The 17374-nt window shown below is 67.2% G+C and carries 16 protein-coding genes; 7 read left to right on the forward strand and 9 right to left on the reverse strand.

Annotation, left to right across the window (positions count from 1 at the left end):
• Positions 1 to 40 precede the first annotated feature (40 nt).
• The 5 genes from EH231_RS12610 to EH231_RS12630 are packed head-to-tail and all read left to right on the forward strand — an operon-like array spanning position 41 to position 6053.
• A complete protein-coding gene (locus tag EH231_RS12610; protein WP_090428497.1) occupies positions 41 to 1018 on the forward strand; it encodes an oligopeptide ABC transporter permease OppB in 978 nt (325 codons plus the stop codon).
• Positions 1015 to 1953: an oligopeptide ABC transporter permease OppC gene (locus EH231_RS12615; RefSeq protein ID WP_090428495.1), complete on the forward strand. Its 939-nt coding sequence runs from the start codon at positions 1015 to 1017 to the stop codon at positions 1951 to 1953. Before EH231_RS12610 ends, EH231_RS12615 begins: the two co-directional genes overlap by 4 nt.
• Complete coding sequence (locus EH231_RS12620; protein ID WP_090428492.1) at positions 1950 to 3794, forward strand: oligopeptide ABC transporter ATP-binding protein OppD; 1845 nt, start codon at positions 1950 to 1952, stop codon at positions 3792 to 3794. Before EH231_RS12615 ends, EH231_RS12620 begins: the two co-directional genes overlap by 4 nt.
• A 42-nt stretch (positions 3795 to 3836) precedes the next feature.
• On the forward strand, positions 3837 to 5528 hold the full coding sequence (locus EH231_RS12625) for an oligopeptide ABC transporter substrate-binding protein OppA (protein WP_090428489.1): 1692 nt from the start codon (positions 3837 to 3839) through the stop codon (positions 5526 to 5528).
• Between the two features lie 21 nt (positions 5529 to 5549).
• The gene (locus tag EH231_RS12630; protein WP_090428486.1) at positions 5550 to 6053 is read left to right on the forward strand and encodes a hypothetical protein; all 504 of its coding nucleotides are present in this window, start codon (positions 5550 to 5552) and stop codon (positions 6051 to 6053) included.
• Positions 6054 to 6077: 24 nt separating this feature from the next.
• On the opposite strand, the gene EH231_RS12635 is transcribed toward EH231_RS12630, so the two are convergent.
• From EH231_RS12635 to EH231_RS12660, 6 genes are read right to left on the reverse strand one after another with little or no spacing between them, the layout of a single operon-like run.
• Positions 6078 to 6350, reverse strand: a complete 273-nt coding sequence (locus EH231_RS12635) for a hypothetical protein (protein ID WP_090428483.1) — start codon at positions 6348 to 6350, stop codon at positions 6078 to 6080.
• A complete protein-coding gene (locus EH231_RS12640) occupies positions 6350 to 7615 on the reverse strand; it encodes an alpha/beta hydrolase (RefSeq protein WP_124712513.1) in 1266 nt (421 codons plus the stop codon). Before EH231_RS12640 ends, EH231_RS12635 begins: the two co-directional genes overlap by 1 nt.
• 25 nt (positions 7616 to 7640) lie before the next feature.
• Complete coding sequence (locus tag EH231_RS12645; RefSeq protein WP_090429020.1) at positions 7641 to 7907, reverse strand: cytochrome C oxidase subunit IV family protein; 267 nt, start codon at positions 7905 to 7907, stop codon at positions 7641 to 7643.
• A gap of 2 nt (positions 7908 to 7909) precedes the next feature.
• Positions 7910 to 8506 (reverse strand): cytochrome c oxidase subunit 3, encoded by a 597-nt coding sequence (locus EH231_RS12650; RefSeq protein ID WP_164480870.1) that lies wholly within the window; start codon positions 8504 to 8506, stop codon positions 7910 to 7912.
• 4 nt (positions 8507 to 8510) lie between these two features.
• The gene (locus EH231_RS12655) at positions 8511 to 9233 is read right to left on the reverse strand and encodes a hypothetical protein (protein WP_090428475.1); all 723 of its coding nucleotides are present in this window, start codon (positions 9231 to 9233) and stop codon (positions 8511 to 8513) included.
• Positions 9230 to 9997, reverse strand: a complete 768-nt coding sequence (locus EH231_RS12660; protein ID WP_090428473.1) for a hypothetical protein — start codon at positions 9995 to 9997, stop codon at positions 9230 to 9232. The genes EH231_RS12655 and EH231_RS12660 overlap by 4 nt, the downstream gene beginning before the upstream one ends.
• A gap of 122 nt (positions 9998 to 10119) precedes the next feature.
• On the opposite strand from EH231_RS12660, the gene EH231_RS12665 reads away from it, so the two are divergent.
• On the forward strand, positions 10120 to 10716 hold the full coding sequence (locus EH231_RS12665; protein ID WP_090428470.1) for a TetR family transcriptional regulator: 597 nt from the start codon (positions 10120 to 10122) through the stop codon (positions 10714 to 10716).
• Positions 10717 to 10782: 66 nt separating this feature from the next.
• On the forward strand, positions 10783 to 12003 hold the full coding sequence (locus EH231_RS12670; protein ID WP_124712514.1) for an acyl-CoA dehydrogenase family protein: 1221 nt from the start codon (positions 10783 to 10785) through the stop codon (positions 12001 to 12003).
• Here the strand turns inward: EH231_RS12670 and EH231_RS12675 are convergent.
• From EH231_RS12675 to EH231_RS12685, 3 genes are read right to left on the reverse strand one after another with little or no spacing between them, the layout of a single operon-like run.
• The gene (locus EH231_RS12675) at positions 11994 to 13523 is read right to left on the reverse strand and encodes a GMC family oxidoreductase (protein ID WP_124712515.1); all 1530 of its coding nucleotides are present in this window, start codon (positions 13521 to 13523) and stop codon (positions 11994 to 11996) included. The two genes, EH231_RS12670 and EH231_RS12675, sit on opposite strands and share 10 nt — an antisense overlap.
• 6 nt (positions 13524 to 13529) lie before the next feature.
• Positions 13530 to 16172: an AAA family ATPase gene (locus EH231_RS12680; protein ID WP_124712516.1), complete on the reverse strand. Its 2643-nt coding sequence runs from the start codon at positions 16170 to 16172 to the stop codon at positions 13530 to 13532.
• On the reverse strand, positions 16169 to 17329 hold the full coding sequence (locus tag EH231_RS12685; protein ID WP_090428459.1) for a metallophosphoesterase family protein: 1161 nt from the start codon (positions 17327 to 17329) through the stop codon (positions 16169 to 16171). Before EH231_RS12685 ends, EH231_RS12680 begins: the two co-directional genes overlap by 4 nt.
• Between the last annotated feature and the right edge of the window lie 45 nt (positions 17330 to 17374).

Below are 17374 nucleotides of genomic sequence, written 5' to 3' on the forward strand. Positions count from 1 at the left end.
CTACCCTGTCTGGCATGCAGCGGTGGGCAGGAACAACCGGATGACGCGCTTTCTGGCGCGCCGGCTGCTCAACTACATCGTGTTGCTGGCCCTGGCATCGTTCCTGACGTTCACCCTGACGTCCTTGAACTTCAAACCCCTCGACAGCCTCGAGCAGCGCAATCCACGGCCCCCGCAGTCCGCGATCGACGCCAAAGCCGCTGAACTCGGCCTCGACCAGCCCATTCCGCTGCGCTATGCGAACTGGGCCGCCGGTGCGGTCCGCGGCGACTTCGGCACCACGGTGACCGGACAGCCGGTGGCCGACGAGTTGTGGCGACGGATCGGGGTGACCCTGCGGTTGCTCGTCATCGGCGCGATATCGGGTGCCGTGATCGGCGTGGTGGTCGGGGCCTGGGGTGCGATCCGCCAATATCGGCTGTCGGACCGCGTCATCACCGTGTTGTCCCTGCTGGTGATCAGCACACCATCGTTCGTGATCGCCAACATGCTGATCCTGGCCGCGCTCAATGTGAACTCGGTACTGGGCGTTCAGATCTTCGAGTACACGGGGGAAACCGCGCCCGTGCCCGTCGGCGGCGCCTGGGACCAGTTCGTCGACCGGCTACAGCACCTCGTGCTGCCGACGTTCACGCTGGCACTGATGGCCATCGCCGGCTACAGCCGCTACCAGCGCAACGCGATGCTCGATGTGCTCGGCCAGGACTTCATCCGCACCGCGCGGGCCAAGGGGCTGACCCGGCGTCACGCCTTGTTCAAGCACGGGCTGCGCACCGCACTCATCCCGATGGCCACCCTGTTCGCCTATGGCGTGGCCGGGCTGGTGACCGGTTCGGTGTTCGTCGAGAAGATCTTCGGCTGGCACGGCATGGGCGAATGGGTGGTGCAGGGCATCGCGACTCAGGACACCAACATCATCGCGGCCATCACTGTGTTCACCGGCACCGTGATCCTGGTCGCCGGCCTGCTCTCCGATGTCATCTACGCGATGCTCGACCCGAGGGTGAGAGTCACATGACCCAGACCTCCGCCCCCACCGGTGATGCCGCCGCGGCCCGCTCGGGTCTGCACACCGAGGAGTTCGCCACCCGGCGCACCCTGGTGTTCCGGCGGTTCCTGCGCAACTGGCCCGCCGTGGTGTCGCTGGCACTGCTCGTGATCATGTTCGTGGCCTGCTACGCGCTGCCGTCGGTGCTGCCGTACAGCTATTCGGACCTCGACTACTACGCGCTGCAAGAGCCGCCGTCGGTCGACCACTGGTTCGGCACCAACGCACTCGGGCAGGACATCTTCGCCCAAACCTTGCGCGGCATGCAGAAATCCATGCTGATCGGTGTCTGCGTGGCGTTCATCTCGACCGTCATCGCCGCCACGGTCGGCTCGGTGGCCGGATACTTCGGCGGCTGGCGCGATCGCACGCTCATGTGGATCGTCGACGTGCTGCTGGTGGTGCCCAGCTTCATCCTGATCGCGATCGTCACGCCGCGGTTGAGCCAGTCCGACCGGGTGTTCTGGCTGATCGTGCTGCTCTCGGCGTTCAGCTGGATGATCAGTTCGCGCATCGTGCGCGGGATGACCCTGAGCCTGCGGGAACGCGAATTCGTGTTGGCTGCCCGCTATATGGGTGTCAGCAGCTGGCGCATCATCGTGCGCCACATCCTGCCCAACGTGGCATCCATCCTGATCATCGACACCGCGCTCAACGTCGGGGTGGCGATCCTTTCCGAAACCGGTTTGAGTTACCTGGGATTCGGCATCCAAGCACCCGACGTATCGCTGGGCACGCTGATCGCCGATGGCACCAAATCCGCCACCACGTTCCCCTGGGTGTTCCTGTTCCCGGCCGGGGTGCTGGTACTGATCATCTTGTGCGCCAACCTGATCGGTGACGGCCTGCGGGACGCACTCGACCCGGGAAGCGGCCGGCTGCGACGCAAGAAGGCACGCCGATGACCCGGCTGCTCGAAGTATCCGATCTGACGGTGGACTTCCCCACCGACACCGACGCGGTACACGCGGTGCGGGGCCTGAACTTTCACGTCGACGCCGGTGAGGTGGTCGCGCTCGTCGGCGAATCCGGTGCCGGGAAATCCGCCAGTGCCATGGCCGTGGTCGGGCTGCTCCCCGAATTCGCCGAGGTGTCCGGGTCGGTACGGCTGCGTGGCGAGGAACTGGTCGGCTTGTCCGACGCCCAGATGTCACAGGTGCGGGGCAACACCATCGGCACGGTGTTCCAGGACCCGATGTCCGCCCTCACCCCGGTCTACACCGTGGGCGACCAGATCGCCGAGGCCCTCACCGTCCACAACCGCGACCTGGGCAGGCGTGCGGCCCGTACCCGGGCGGTCGAGCTGCTCGAGCTGGTGGGCATCGCCCAACCCGAGCAGCGTGCCCGGGCCTTCCCGCACGAGTTGTCCGGCGGTGAACGCCAGCGGGTGGTCATCGCGATCGCCATCGCCAACGACCCCGATCTGCTGATCTGCGACGAGCCCACCACCGCCCTCGACGTCACCGTGCAGGCCCAGATTCTCGAAGTGCTCAAGACCGCGCGCGACGTCACCGGCGCCGGCGTGCTGATCATCACGCACGATCTCGGCGTGGTGGCCGAGTTCGCCGACCGGGCCATGGTGATGTACGCCGGGCGGGCCGTCGAGGACGCCCCGGTGGCCCGGCTCTACGAGAAGGCCCGGATGCCCTACACCGTCGGCCTGCTCGGCTCGGTGCCACGCCTGGATGCCCCGCAGGGCGCCCGCCTGGTGCCGATCCCCGGTGCACCGCCGTCGCTCACCACGACGCCGCACGGTTGCCCGTTCGCCCCGCGCTGCCCGCTGGCCATCGACGAATGCGAGGCCGCCGAACCCGAGCTGATCGAGTTGGCGCCGGGCCACGGCGCCGCCTGCATCCGCACCGACCAGGTCAGCGGGCGCAGCGCCGCTGAGATCTACCAGGTGGCCGACACCGGCGCTGCCGCCCCCGAGACCCAGCCCGCCGAGGCCGATGTGGTGCTGCGGGTGCGCAATCTGTCCAAGACCTACAAGCTGACCAAAGGGGTGGTGCTGCGCAGACAGGTCGGTGAGGTCCGGGCCGTCGACGACGTCAGCTTCGACCTACGCGGCGGCCGCACCCTCGGCATCGTCGGCGAGTCCGGGTCGGGCAAATCCACCACCCTGCACCAGATCCTGAATTTGTCTGCCCCGCAATCGGGTTCGATCGAAGTACTCGGCTCTGACGTGGCCACCCTGAACCGCAAGACGCGCCGCGCCCTGCGCACCGACCTTCAGGTGGTGTTCCAGGATCCGGTGGCGTCACTGGACCCGCGGCTACCGGTGTCGGATGTGTTGGCAGAGCCGTTGACCGCCAATGGTTTCGACAAACCGCGGATCGACGAACGGGTGGCCGAGCTGCTCGAGTTGGTGGGCCTGGGCCGTGCCGACGCCGGCCGCTACCCCGCCGAGTTCTCCGGCGGGCAGAAACAGCGCATCGGGATCGCCCGCGCCCTGGCCCTGCAGCCCAAGATCATCGCCCTCGACGAACCGGTCTCCGCGCTGGACGTCTCCATCCAGGCCGGAATCATCAACCTGCTGCTGGACCTGCAGGACCAGTTCGGCCTGGCCTACCTGTTCGTTTCCCACGATCTTTCAGTGGTCAAGCACCTGGCCCACGATGTCGCGGTGATGTACAAGGGCGCGGTCGTCGAACAGGGCTCCGGCGACGAGGTGTTCGCCAACCCACAGCACGCCTACACCCGCAAGTTGCTGGCCGCGGTTCCGCAACCAAAGCCCGTCAACGGTTAGGTATTGCCGCATCCACCGGTGTCGGCATCTAGCATCGACGGGGTGAACGGGTTCAAGCGGTTCAAGTTCCAGCGTTTCGCCGTCGTCGCAGCCGTCACCGCACTGGCCCTGGCCGGATGTTCGGGCGGCGACCGGGAAGCCCCGTCGGCCGGCGGTAACGCCGAACTCGGTACCACCAACGACATCAATCCACAGGACGTCGCGAATCTGCGCCAGGGCGGCAACCTGCGCCTGGCCCTGACCGAGTTCCCGTCGAACTTCAACCCGCTGCACCTGGACGGCAACACCGGCGATGTCGGCTCGCTCACCAGGCCCACGTTGCCGCGCGCGTTCGTGATCGCCGCCGACGGATCGGCGACGGTGAACACCGACTACTTCACCAACGTCGAGCTGACCAGCGCCAACCCGCAGGTGGTCACCTACACGATCAACCCCAAAGCCGTGTGGACCGATGGCACGCCGATCACCTGGGAGGACATCAAGTCCCAGTCCGAGGCCAACAGCGGGAAGAACCCCGCGTTCGTCATCGCCGCGCCCAACGGCTTCGAGCGGGTCGCCTCGGTCACCCGCGGCGTGGACGACCGCCAGGCCGTGATGACCTTCGCCAATCCGTATGCCGATTGGAAGGGCATGTTCGCGGGCAACGGCCGGCTGCTCCCCAAGAGCATGACCGCCACCCCCGAGGCGTTCAACAAGGCTCAGCTCACCGAGCCCGGGCCGTCGGCGGGGCCGTTCCTGGTCTCCAACATCGACCGAGGTGCCCAGCGGATCACGATGAGCCGCAACCCGAAATGGTGGGGCGCCCCGCCGCTGCTCGACACCATCACCTACCTGGTGCTCGACGACGCAGCGCGCATCCCCGCGCTGCAGAACAACACCATCGACGCCACGGGCACAGCGTCGTTGGACGAACTGACCATCGCGCGCAAAACCGCGGGGATCAGCATCCGACGGGCACCGTCGGCCAGCTGGTACCACCTGACCTTCAACGGCGCGCCCGGCTCGATCCTGGCCGACCCGGCGCTGCGCAGTGCGGTCGCCAAGGGCATCGACCGTCAGGCGCTGGCCAACATCACCCAGCGGGGCCTCACCGACAACCCGGTGCCGCTGAACAACCACATCTTCGTCGCGGGCCAGCAGGGCTACCAGGACAACGCCGCGTCGGTGGCGTTCGACCCCGAGAAGGCGAAGGCCGAGCTGGACGCCCTGGGCTGGAAAGTGCCTGAGGGACGGCAGTTCCGGGAGAAGGACGGCAAGGAACTCGTCATCCGCAATGTGTTCTACGACGCGGGCAGCACCCGTCAGGTGGCCCAGATCGCGCAGAACATGCTCGGCCAGATCGGGGTGAACCTGAAGCTAGACACCAAGCCCGGCACCGGGTTCTTCACCAATTACATCATCAAGGGCGACTTCGACATCGCTCAGTTCGCCTTCCTCGGTGACGCTTTCCCGCTGAGCTCGCTGACCCAGATCTACGCGCAGGACGGGGCCAGTAACTTCGGCAAGATCGGCAGCCCGGAGATCGATGCCAAGATCGAGCAGACGCTGGAAGAACTGGACCCGGTCAAGGCGCGCACGCTGGCCAACGAGCTCGACCAGATGCTGTTCGAAGAGGTGTTCAGCCTGCCGCTGTTCCAGTCACCCGGAAACGTCGCGGTGCGCAGCAGCCTGGCCAATTTCGGGGCCTTCGGCCTGGCCGACGCCGACTACTCGAAGATCGGTTTCCTCAAGTAGTTTCCGGGGGCGGGAACGCACATGGAGCTCGTTGACGAGACGCGGGTGCGCATGGCCCCGGGGATGTACAGCTGGTGCATGCTGCTGACGTTCACCATCGCGCCCACGGCGCCCGCAGCCGATCTGATCGGCAGCCTGCTGGCCCACCCCCGTTATCGCCACGACTGCATCTCGCCATGGTCCGGGGCGACCGAGCCGGTGCACGGCCCGTATCGACTCGAGGCCCTCAAACCTGATGGCTTCCAGCGATGTTCACGGGCGCATGCGGTCGCATCCCTATGGTCGTGGCCTGCGACCAACCTGAACCCGTGGGGCAGCTCAGAATTCCTACTATCGCGTGAATTGGTGATGGCATGGACAGCACCGATCATGACTGCCGCCGATGAGATCTATCGGCTCAGCGTGCCGAGGGAGGGCAACGAGCACTCATACGGATGGGTTATCGGCCTCAACGGGTTCCACGAGTTCGTCGCCATCTGCCGCGAGCGCGCCACCGCCACCGCCATCATCGCATCGGACGATTGAGGTAGCGGAGTCGAACGAGGCCGTTCAGACCGCCGATCCACGGTTGGGGGGCGGCGGCACAATCAGGCGGTCGTCGCACTCGCGACGCCGACACCCGTCCGCCAACGGGATCGCCGAAGCAGGGTCGCCGACAAACGCCCGGTACTCGGTGTCGTCGATCGCGTAAAACTCCGTGTAGTCGGCGATCTGGAGGCTCACCGGTATCGACAGGTAATGGCCGCCCGTGGACGTATCGATCCCCAGCGAGAACCAATGCTCCCGATAGACGTGCGTCGTCTCGAAGCGCTTGGCGCTCATCAAGTTCTCCCATCGCCGGAGTGGCGCCCCGGCGAAAGGCCGGTGGGCAGCGCCGTCTCCACGACAGTGGCGACCGAGATCGCAGACACCGCCACCCGGATCACCGGACGCGCAGGCAGGGCGTCCAGCTCGGCGGCGGTGGCCGAAAGCTGTTCGGCCACACCGTCGCGTACCGCACGTATCACCGCGAATGCGGCACGTTCGCGGGTGTCGATCACGCTGTGTACCACCGTCGGCATCCGAACCAGCACCGCCCCGGGCACCAGCGCCGCGATCCGCTCCGCCACAGCCGGCGGTGTGGTCAGATCCCGGCCACCGGACAGCACGACGGTGGGCCAGTGAAAGTCCGGTAACTCAGCGAGCAGGTCGAAAGGCTCGGCTTCGAACGGTTCGTAGAACTTCGCACTACCGATCATGTCGGCCATCTCCAGCGCGGGATCCAGCGGCAGGCCGTCGGGCACCCCGGCGTAGTTCAACTCGCGGAACGCGATCCGCCCGACCAGATCTACCTCGTTGCGGTACGGCGCTTTTCGCGTCGAGAGCCGGCTCAGCCGGGCCAGCCCCGACCACACCACGGTGCGCCCGCGGAGCAGCAGATCGAGTTGGCGGTCCAGCAGTGCGGCACCGCCCAGCCCGTACAACAGGCCGGCCAGTTCTCCCCCTTTGGTGGCCAACGCCCCATCGGCCACCAGGCGTCGCACCTTGGGCGCCAGGTCCGCGGTCTCCGGGTCCGTGCCCTCCCACAGCAGCCCGCGGATGGCACTGCGCATGGCTTCGATATCGGCGGTGGACAGCAGCGGCGAGTCCAGCACCATCGCCGCGACCCGGTCAGGATGACGCACCCCGAAACCGGCGGCGATGTAGCTTCCGTACGAGGTGCCGTACAGCACTGCCTCGTGTACGCCCGCGTCGTCGAGCACCGCGGCGATGTCGTCGACCACCTGCTCGACGGTGATGGCCGCCGGCGGCAGATCCGCGCCCGCATCGGTGTGCCGCGACATCCCGATACCCCGGTGCTCGATCATGATCACGTCGAATCCGGCCGCGGTCGCACGTCTGCGGAGCGCACGGTAGGGCTGGATCGACGCGACGCCGGGGCCTCCCGGAATGATCACCACCGGGTGCGCCGACTTGCGGCCGGCCCGCACGTAGAACAGGTCGAACAGCTCGTCGGAACCGGGACTGACCGGGCGTCGCACGGCCCGCACTCCCGGTAGTGCGGCCAGCTTGTCGTGCGCGCGCCGACGCTTGGCGTTCATCGTCATTGCGCTCCATTGTGCCGCGCAACGCTCAGATCAGATAGATGGTGAAGACCGCTCCGAACAGCGCCACCAGCCACCCGTCGGTGGCGAGTTTGAGCCAGCGTGGCGCGGTCCGGACCTCCATGAACTGCCGGATGATCAAGCGAGACTTGATCAGCGTCAGCGCGAGCACCAGCGCGGTGATCGGCACACTGGCCCGCAGAGCGTCCGAGTACTGGGCCGGTGCCAACCACCAGGATCCGACGGTGATGGCGACCAGCACCAGCCACGTCTGAGTCACAGCCTTGTCGGTCATGATCACCTCACCACGTAGAGCAGTCCGAAGATGATCACCCAGAGCAGGTCGACCATGTGCCAATAGACCGCGCCCGCCTCCACCACCGACGCCCGGCGCCGCGACGGGTTGCGCAGCTCCCGCACGATCACGCCCAGCACGATGAGCCCGATCAGCACGTGGATCAGGTGCACACCCGTCAGCACGTAGTAGAACGAGTAGAACATCTCGGAGTTGGTGTGCCCCGCCCGGATCTTGACCACCCACTCATAACCCTTGCAGGCCATGAAGATCAGGCCGCCGACGCCGCCGGCGTAGGTCAACCGGATCGCCGCTTCGTGACGTCCGGCCCTGGCGGCCAGCACCGCGCGGGCCACCAGCCACGAACTGGTCAGCAGGATCACCGTGTTGGCAACACCGACGGTGATATCGAGATGCTGCTGGGCACGCAGGAATTCGTCCGGGTGCATGGTCCGGTAGATCATGAAGACGATGAAGTAGCCACCGAAGATAACCAGGTCGCCCAGCACCATCACCCACATGTGCCCGTCACCCGGCAGGTGGGCAGGCGTCGCCTTCGTCGATGAGTCCGATTGCGTCAGCACAGGATTAGTCGACATTCACTCACTCCAGTCCCGGTTCTTCCGCTGCCTCACGCATCGCGGCCTGCCGCAGCAGGACGATCAGAGCCGACAGCCAGACGGAGAAGACGACCACCGCCAACCAGAAGGCGATCGAGCCGTTCCAGGCGAACGGCCCCGACGGGAACAGGAACATCTGGGTGGCGATCACCTCGGTGATGATCTGCCAGATGGTCACGTAGGCGAACCAGGCCGGGAAGACACTGTTCTTGTCGTAGAGGATGGCGATCGCCAGCACCAGATAGGCGGCCGTGAAACAGCCCAGCGAGCCGTTGTACGACAGCATTCCGAGGTCGTAGAGCAGGCTGATCAGTTCCGGGTCACGGTCGGGCCGAAAGGCCGCGGTGAGGAAACAAACCGAGACCAGCAGGAACCCGGGCACCGCTCCGACACCCATGCCGCCGATGTAGCCGTAGGCGAACACCGACCCCACTGACATACGTTTGATCTGGTAGGCGACCAGCCCGTTGGTCATCGCCGCACCGCCCAGCAGAATCAGCAGCAGGCAGAAGCCGATCTTTATGGTCAGGCCGTGTTCGGTGAAGAACGCCACCTTGTCGGCCGCGGTGACATCGGGCCGTGGTGGCGGCGTCACCCGGGTCAGGATGCAGATGATGACGCCGAAAGCCCCGTACCAGATCGGGAAGAACCAGGTCATCAACCGCACATCGGGCTTGCCCGGAGGCGCTTCAGTCAAAACTGTCATGCGCCGGTGCCTTCTTCCAAGCCCTCTATTACGCCCTCTTCGACGGCCTGGCTGAGCACCGCACGGCGCAGCACGAAGAACATCACCACGACGAAGACCGCGAAGGCGCCGTTGCGCAACCAGAAGGTCAGCACGCCGTCCCAGGCCAGCGGCCCGGTCTGGAACACCGCCGCGCCGGCGGCCGGGATCATCGCCACCGCCGTGGCCAGCGAGTAATGCCCTACCCAGCGGGGAAACACCGGGGCCGGCCCGTTGTCGAAGTACACCGCGACCGCCAGCAGGGCGAACTGCGACACCACCATCCCCACCGGGGCGACGAACACGATCCAGGCCAGGTCGTTGAGCAGCATGATCAGCTCGGGATTGCGGTCCGGACGGAACGCGGCCACCAGGAAGAAGACATTGGACAGCGCGAAGATGGTGGCGCCACTGACCACCGCGGTCAGATAGCAGTAGGCGAACACATGGCTCTGGGTCTTCATGCGCTTCATCTGGACGACGATCACCATGAAGAACGGCAGGATCAGGATCCCGCAGAGGTTGAACGTCACCTGGCTGAATCGGATCCACGCGGTGTGATCGGCGTAGAACTCGGCGACCTGTTGCGCGTTCCAGGTCGGCGCCATCGGCGGCCAGAAGCCGGGAAACGCCAGCATCGCCACCAGCAGCACCGCGCCGACGACGGGCCCGGTCCACAGGCTCACCCACTGGGCCTTGATGTTTCCGGCTTTCGGCAGGTCTTGTACCTGCTCCAGGATCTGCACGCCAACCTCCAAAAACTGACTCAAGTCAGAACCTTATGCCCTCGAAACCGTAATGGCACGAGCGACGAAAGGAAAGAGCAAAACTGAGTGCAGTCAGTTTGTTGATGTCGTAGCATCGGGCCGTGCTCACTGGCCCGCCGCGCAGCCGCAAGGGCCTGCAGACGCGGGAACGGCTGTTGGGGGCCGCGATCTCCGAGTTCAAGCGCGACGGCATGGCCGCGGCCGACACCGCTGCGATCGCGTCGGCCGCGGGTGTCGCCCACGGCACCTTCTTCTTCCACTTCCCCACCAAGGAACACGTCCTGGTGGAACTGGAACACCGCGAGCAACTCCGCATGGCCACCGAGCTCGGCCGACTCTTCGCCACGCCACACGACGTGCGCACCACGCTGACCGAATCCGTACGCGTCCTGGAGAAACTCGAACGGCGCCTGGGCGGCCGATTGTTCAAAGATTTTCTCGCCCTGCACTTTTCCACCACGCGGCCGCCGTCGGAGGAATGGGCCCGGCACCCCGTGATCGTCGCCGTGGTCGAGGAACTGCAACGGGCCCAGGACCGTGGCGAGATCCCGGCCGAAGTGGACGTGATGTACAACGGCGTGTCATTCCTTGTCGGGCTCTACGCGCTGCTGATCACCATCCCGGACGCGGCCGAGGTCCGGGCACCGGTGATCGCCGAATACCTGACCACGTATCTGTACGGCTTGCGGGTCGTCTAGGCGGCTTAGGTTCGGGCTGATCCAAACGCGTGCCCTCCCATAGCCGGTGCGGCTACAAACGGTGCCATGACCACCGTCGAGAACGTGACCCGTGTTTTGCCCGGTACACCGGAATGGGATGACCTGCTGGCTTCGATCGCCGCAGGCGCCAAGGACCGCGACCTCAACGACGAGAATCCCTTCGATCAGGTCTCCGCGCTCAAGCGCGCGGGGTTCGGCACCCTGCGCCTGCCCGAGTCCCTCGGTGGTGCCGGATTCACTGTGCCGCAGCTGTTCTCCGCGGTGATCGACGTGGCCAAGGCCGATCCCATCGTGGCCCACATCTTCCGGACCCACTTCTGGTTCACCGAGGAGCGGCTGCGTAGCGCCGACGATCCGGTGTCCCGGCACTGGTTGGGCAAGATCGCCCAGGGAAAGATCTTCGGGAACGCCTTCAGCGAGAAGGGTTCACTGGCGGTGGGGAGCCTGGTGTTCAACACCCGGCTGCTGGCCGACAACGCGAACCCGGGTGCGTTCCGGCTGGCCGGCGAAAAGTACTACAGCACCGGCACCCTGTTCTCGGACTATCTGACCGTCACCGCCACCACCGATCACGACTCGGTGGCCAACGTCCTGGTCCCCACCGACCGCGAGGGAGTGCGGCTCGTCGACGACTGGGACGGCTTCGGCCAGCGCCGCACCGGAACCGGCACCACGACGTTCACCGACGTCGCGGTGGCCGCCGACGAAATACTCACCGACACCCCGTATGACGCCGAACCGGTGCCGACCGTGCAGTACGCCTCGCTGCAGTTGTTCATCCACGCGGTGGTCGCCGGCATCCTGGCCAACGTCGTCGACGACGGCGTCGCGCTGCTGCGCTCCCGCGAACGCAACTTCAGCCACGCCGTCACCGAGCGGCCCGCCGACGATCCCCTGCTGCAGCGCCAGCTCGGGGTTCTCGCCAGCACGGCCTATGTCGCGCGGGCCGCGGTGCTCGATGCGGCCGCGGCGATCGGGGCTGCCACCGATTCGGCGGTCGACGGGGTACCCGATCCTCGACTGGCTGCGGAAGCCCAGCTCAAGGTCGCCAAGGTGAAGGTGCACCTCGACGACGTCGCCCCCGAAGCCGCCACCCGGCTGCTGGAACTCGGTGGGGCCAGCGCGGCCTCCAGGCAGCGCAACCTGGATCGGCACTGGCGCAACATCCGCACGATCACGTTGCACAACCCGGTCGCCTATAAGGCGCGGGTGATCGGCCAGAACCTGTTGCACGGCACGCCTGTTCCGGCCAACGCCTACTTCTGAGTGATCAGCTCGGCCGCCTTCTCACCGACCAGAACACTGGGCGCGTGCGTGTGGCCACGGATGAGCGTGGGCATCACCGATGCATCGGCGACCCGCAACGCCTCGACTCCCCGGACTCGTAGTTGCGGGTCGACCACGCTGTCCTCGTCGCTTCCCATGCGACAGGTGCCGACGGGGTGATACAGCGTGTGTGACACTGAATTTATTGCCCGCGTGAATGTTTCGTCGTCCAGATCGGCCGCGTCAAGTGGCCTGGCCACCTTGCCGACCACGTTCGCCAGTGCCGGCGCCCGCGCGATGTCGGCGGTTATCCGCAGCCCTGCCATCAGTGCGGCGCGGTCGGCTTCGTCGCTCAGGTAGCGCGGGTCGATGATCGGTTTGTCCGTCGGATCGGCCGACCGCAGCGTGATGGTGCCCTGGCTGCGGGGCTTGAGCAGGATAGGGCCCATCACGACGGCGTGACCGTACGGGTCACCGATCCCTTCGTCGAAGAAGGGGGCCGGGGCGAAGATCAGTTCGAGGTCAGGGAGATCCAGTTCCGGCCTGCTGCGGACGAATCCGTACGCCTCGCCGACGTTGGAGGTCAGCATGCCGCGACGGCGAGCCAGATAGTTGACCAGTTCGAGCGGCTTCTCGGCGGCGAACAGGCTGTCGTCGCGGACGTCGAACCCCAGCGGGACCACCAGGTGGTCAAGGAGATTGGTGCCGACAGCGGGCGCGTGCCGGGTCACCTCGATCCCGTGGCGCGCCAGCTGGTCCCGGTCTCCGATTCCCGACAGCATCAGCAGGTGCGGGGAATTGATCGCGCCTCCGCACAGGATGACCTCGCGGCGTGCCGTCACCACATCCCGCACGCCGCCCTTGTCGAACTCGACGCCGACGGCCCGGTTGCCCGCGAAGACGATCCGCGTCGCGGTGGCCTCGGTGAGCAGGTCGAGATTGGGGCGCCGCAGCGCGGGCTTGAGGTACGCGTCGGCGGTGCTCCACCGGGCGCCGCGGCGCTGGGTGACCCTGGTCTCGCAGAAGCCGTCGTGTCCGCACTCCTTGGCCGCGGCCAGCCACGCCGCCGTCGAACTGCGCGGGCTGCGTTGCGCCTCGATCACCAGCGGCCCCGCCTCGATCCGCTTCAGATACTTCTCCAGGCCGGCGTAGTTCCAGTCCGCGCCGGCATGATCGCCCCACTCGTCGTAGTCGGCGGGGAAGCCCGGGACCCACATCATCGCGTTCATCGACGATGAGCCGCCGAGTGTTTTGCCACGCGGCCAATAGATCTGGCGGCCGTCGAGTTCCGGTTGCGGCTCGGTCAGGTAGTCCCAGTCGACCTCGCTGCGGAACAACTTCGAGAATGCCGCCGGGATGTGGATGAACTTGTTGCGGTCGCGCGGCCCGGCCTCCAGCGCCAGCACCGACACATCCGGTCGTGCACTCAGCCGGTTCGCCAGGACCGCGCCTGCCGAGCCGGTCCCCACCACGATGTAGTCAGCCTCCACGTGGCGGAGTGTATGGTCCGGCGCGGCCATGCGCGGCTAATTCGATGTGGCGGTCAGTTCGATGTGGTGTGCGCCGGCGACGCTGGCGTAGCGGTCTGGGCTGCAGGTCAACACGATGACCTGACCGTCTCCGCCAACCGCGTCGAACACCGCGCCCATCTTGGTCAGCCGGTCCGGATCGGTGAAGCCGAGCGCGTCGTCGATGATGACGGGCACGCTGTCCTCCTTGGCCACCATCGTGGCACCGGCCAGCCTCGCGACGATGGCCAACTGCTCCTTGGCACCGCCGGACAGCGATTCGTACGGGACCGTCCGACCGGACAGCGTGCGGGTCCTGATGTTGAGATCGCTGTCGACGTCGACCTCGAAATCCTCACCGAACACGAGCCGGCCCAGCCGCTGCACCTCGAGGCGGAACGGATCGGCGTAACGCTGCCGGGTGGCGTCACGGTGGCGCGCCATCACCGACCGCAGCGTCTCGGCCGCGCGGGCCCGACGGTGCACCCGTAGATACTCGGCGTGGGCGTGCTCGCGTTTGGTCTCGGCGGCATCGAGATGCCCCTTGCGGCCCTGGGTGCCGTACACCTTCAGTTGCGCGGCCACCTCCCGCAGCCCCTCGACCGCAGCCTCGTGACGGGTATTCAGCAGTTCCGCGCGGCGCACCGCCTCGTCGAGCGCGGCCTTCACCGAATTCGGTTCGGTCGCCGACAATTCGGTCCGCAGCGCGGCCACCCGGCCCGCGGTGGCGGCGGCCTCCTCGTCGGCGGCCTGGGCCTTCACCGCCAATTCGTCATCGCCGGTCTGCGCGCGCTGGACTTCCAGCCGGCCGCCGGCCACCGTCAGCTCGGCCTGCGCCGTGGTGAGCTTGTCGCGCAGCACGCTGCAACGGGTCGACTTCTCCGACAGCTTCTTGGCCGCTGCGACGATCACCTTGCGGCTGGTCTCACTGTCGGCCACCGCTTTGCGGTGCGCCCCCACCGCGGCCTCGAGCTCGGTTCGGGCGGCGCCGATGTCGGTGGGGCCGGCCAGCTCGAACAGGCCCGCTTCATCGGGCTGACCGGCTTGCAGTTGTGTCAGCCGTGATCGCAGATCCGCCAAGGCATCATCACCGGTGAGGGCATCCACCGTGGCGCGCAACCGATCCCGGCCGCCGAGCAGCTCCCGGCGACGGGCGTCGAGGACACGCGCGCCATCCACATCGTCTACCCCGGCTTTGGCCAGCGCGGCGGTCAGCGCGTTCAGCGCCTCGTCGAGACGGGCCTGCGTCTGTGCGGCAGGCGTGCCCGGCACCACGCGCACCGTGAGCACCCCGGGCACGTCGATCTCGGTGTCGGCCGTGGTGTTGACCGACCACGGTCGCCCCGCTTCCAGGGACACCTGCGCATCGTCCACCCGGACATCGAAGTCGGTCACCGCCACGAGTTCGATTCGCGCCGAGGCGAGTTCCGCCTGTCCCGCGGCGCGTTCCACCGCTACCGCGGCGGTCTCGATGGCTCGCATCCCCGCATCGTCGAGGGTGATCTCGGCGAGTTCGCGATTGACCCGGTCGAGTTCACGCACACCTGCGTCGATCTTGCTCAGCCGGGTGGCCAGCCGGTCGGCCTCGTCACGATCCGTCATCCGCGTCAGCGTGGTGCGGGCCGCCTCCACCCGGGCTTCGAGCTCCTGAGCTGACACTCGCGCCTCTTCGGCCGCGACCTCGGCGGCCTCGTGAACCTCACGGGCCGTGGCGGTTTCGCCGTCGGCCACGGTCAGCGCCGCCTGCAATTCGGTGATGGTGGTGGCGCGCTCGTCGAGCTCGGCGCGCAGCCTTCGGCGTTCGGTGAGCGCAGCGGCCGATGCGGTCCGGGCCACCCGGGCGGCCTCGGCCACCACCTCGGCCTCCTTGAGCCGCTGGACCAGCGCGGCGACCTCATCGGCAGCCTTGCGGGCCGCGGCCAGGCCGGCCTGGGCCTGTTCGCGTTGACCGGACACACCGGTGACCTCGGCGGTGAGCTCGGCGTGCCGGCGCACCGCATCATCGACCTCGGCCACAGCGGCCGCGCGCTGCGCCACCTCGCCCTCGGCGGCGGCGAGCCGCTTGGTCACCGCCGCCCACTCGCCGGTCGGCCGGCCGGTGGCGGTGAAGTAGCGCAGATACTCCGCGTCGATCCGCTCGATCAGCAGGGGCTCGTCCCCGGAGAGCGCGACCGCCTCGCCCGCGGCCACATCCAGTGCGCGGGCAAGTGCATCCGATCCCGACAGATCGACCGGTGCCGTCGAGCTCGACTGCAGCACCCGCTGGGCCTGCCACAGATTGGTGTCCACGGTCTCGGCGAGCATGGCCAGCACCCGCTCATGCGCTTCGTCGCCGCTGAGCTGCTCGCGGACCGGCGCCAGCACCGTCAGCTGGGTCTCGGCACGCTTGTGAAAGCGCTTGCGGTACATGAACCGGTAAGGGCCGGTGGAGATTTCGGCCATCACCTCGGCACCGACATCGGCATGGGTCGGCTTGACCTGCTTGACTTCCTTCTTGCCCGAGCGGTCCTTGGCCTCGAGCAGCAGATCCAGCGCCTCGATCATCGAGGATTTGCCGATCTCATTGGCGCCGCTGACGACCACCACACCGTGATCGGGGAATTCGATCTCGCGGTGAGTGATGCCGCGATAGTTGGTCAGGACCAGGCGGTGCAGTTTCATGCCGCACTCCCCCGGTCGACCAGGCGCAGCAGAAGCCCCAGCGCGGCCCGCGCGTCGTCGGCGCCGGCGCCGTCGGTACGGGCGGTGGCCACCAACTCGTCCACCGCGGCCGCCGCGAACCCGCCGATTCCCAGGTCGTCGAACTCACCGTCGGCGGGCAGGACAGCGATCTCGGTGTGCCGCTCCCACAACGTCAGCGCGGCGAACAGTCGGGCGTAGCGGTCCAGGCAGGCATCCAGCGCGGCCTTGTCCGTCACCGTCAACGAGCCCGTCAGCGCCAGGCGTACCACAGTGCGTTCCTTGTCCTCCAACAGATCCAGATTCAGATCCAGATCGGCCACGTCGCGGTCGGTGTCCACCTCACGGCGCAGCGTGATGAACCGCCAGCGGCCCACCCGTTCGGAGTCGACCCGGACGCCGCGGTGCGGATCGGTCTCGTCGATCTCGACCAGCAGGACATGTCCCGGATCGGATTCGATGTCGTCGTAGTTCGTCACCTCGGGTGAGCCCGAGTACCAGACCCGGCCGGTCGACCCGACCTCGGTGCGGGAGTGCTTGTCCCCCAAAGCAACATAGTGAACTGCGCCGCGCGCCAGGGCGTCCTCGACGGCGGCCAGCCGGATCAGCGACGGCTTGTCCTTGTCCGGATCGAGGATGTCGACACCGCCGTGGCCGACGACGACGCGGGTGACACCGTCGGCGGGTAGATCGGCCAGCACGTCCCCGATCAGATCCGAGGTGGGCGCCTTGGAACGCCACGGCGCCGCGACGATCTCCAGCCCCGGCCGCACCTCGTGCACGCCCGCACGGTCGAGGACCACGACGTTGTCCGGGCATTCGGCGGTGAACAGCGCACTGGTGTAGATCGACGCGGCATCGAGCGGGTCATGGTTGCCGGGCAGCAGATACACCGGCACGCCGATGGCACGCATGGCCTCCAGCGACAAGCTGACCTCGCGCGGGGCCAGCTGGTTGTGCTCGAACACGTCCCCGGACACCACGACGAACTCGGCACCCGAGGCCGCGGCCACCGGGCCCAAGGCCGCGACGGCCTCCCGGCGCGACGCCGAGTAGCGGGGCTGGGCCTCCCCGTCACCGGCACTGAGGAAATGACGGGTCATGCCGAGTTGCCAGTCGGCGGTGTGCAGAAAGCGCATCGGCCCCGTCCCTTCTGTGTCCGTTCCCCGTGGGTTCATCCCGGA

This window comes from Mycolicibacterium nivoides, from assembly GCF_003855255.1.
In the GTDB taxonomy this organism is placed as follows: domain Bacteria; phylum Actinomycetota; class Actinomycetes; order Mycobacteriales; family Mycobacteriaceae; genus Mycobacterium; species Mycobacterium nivoides.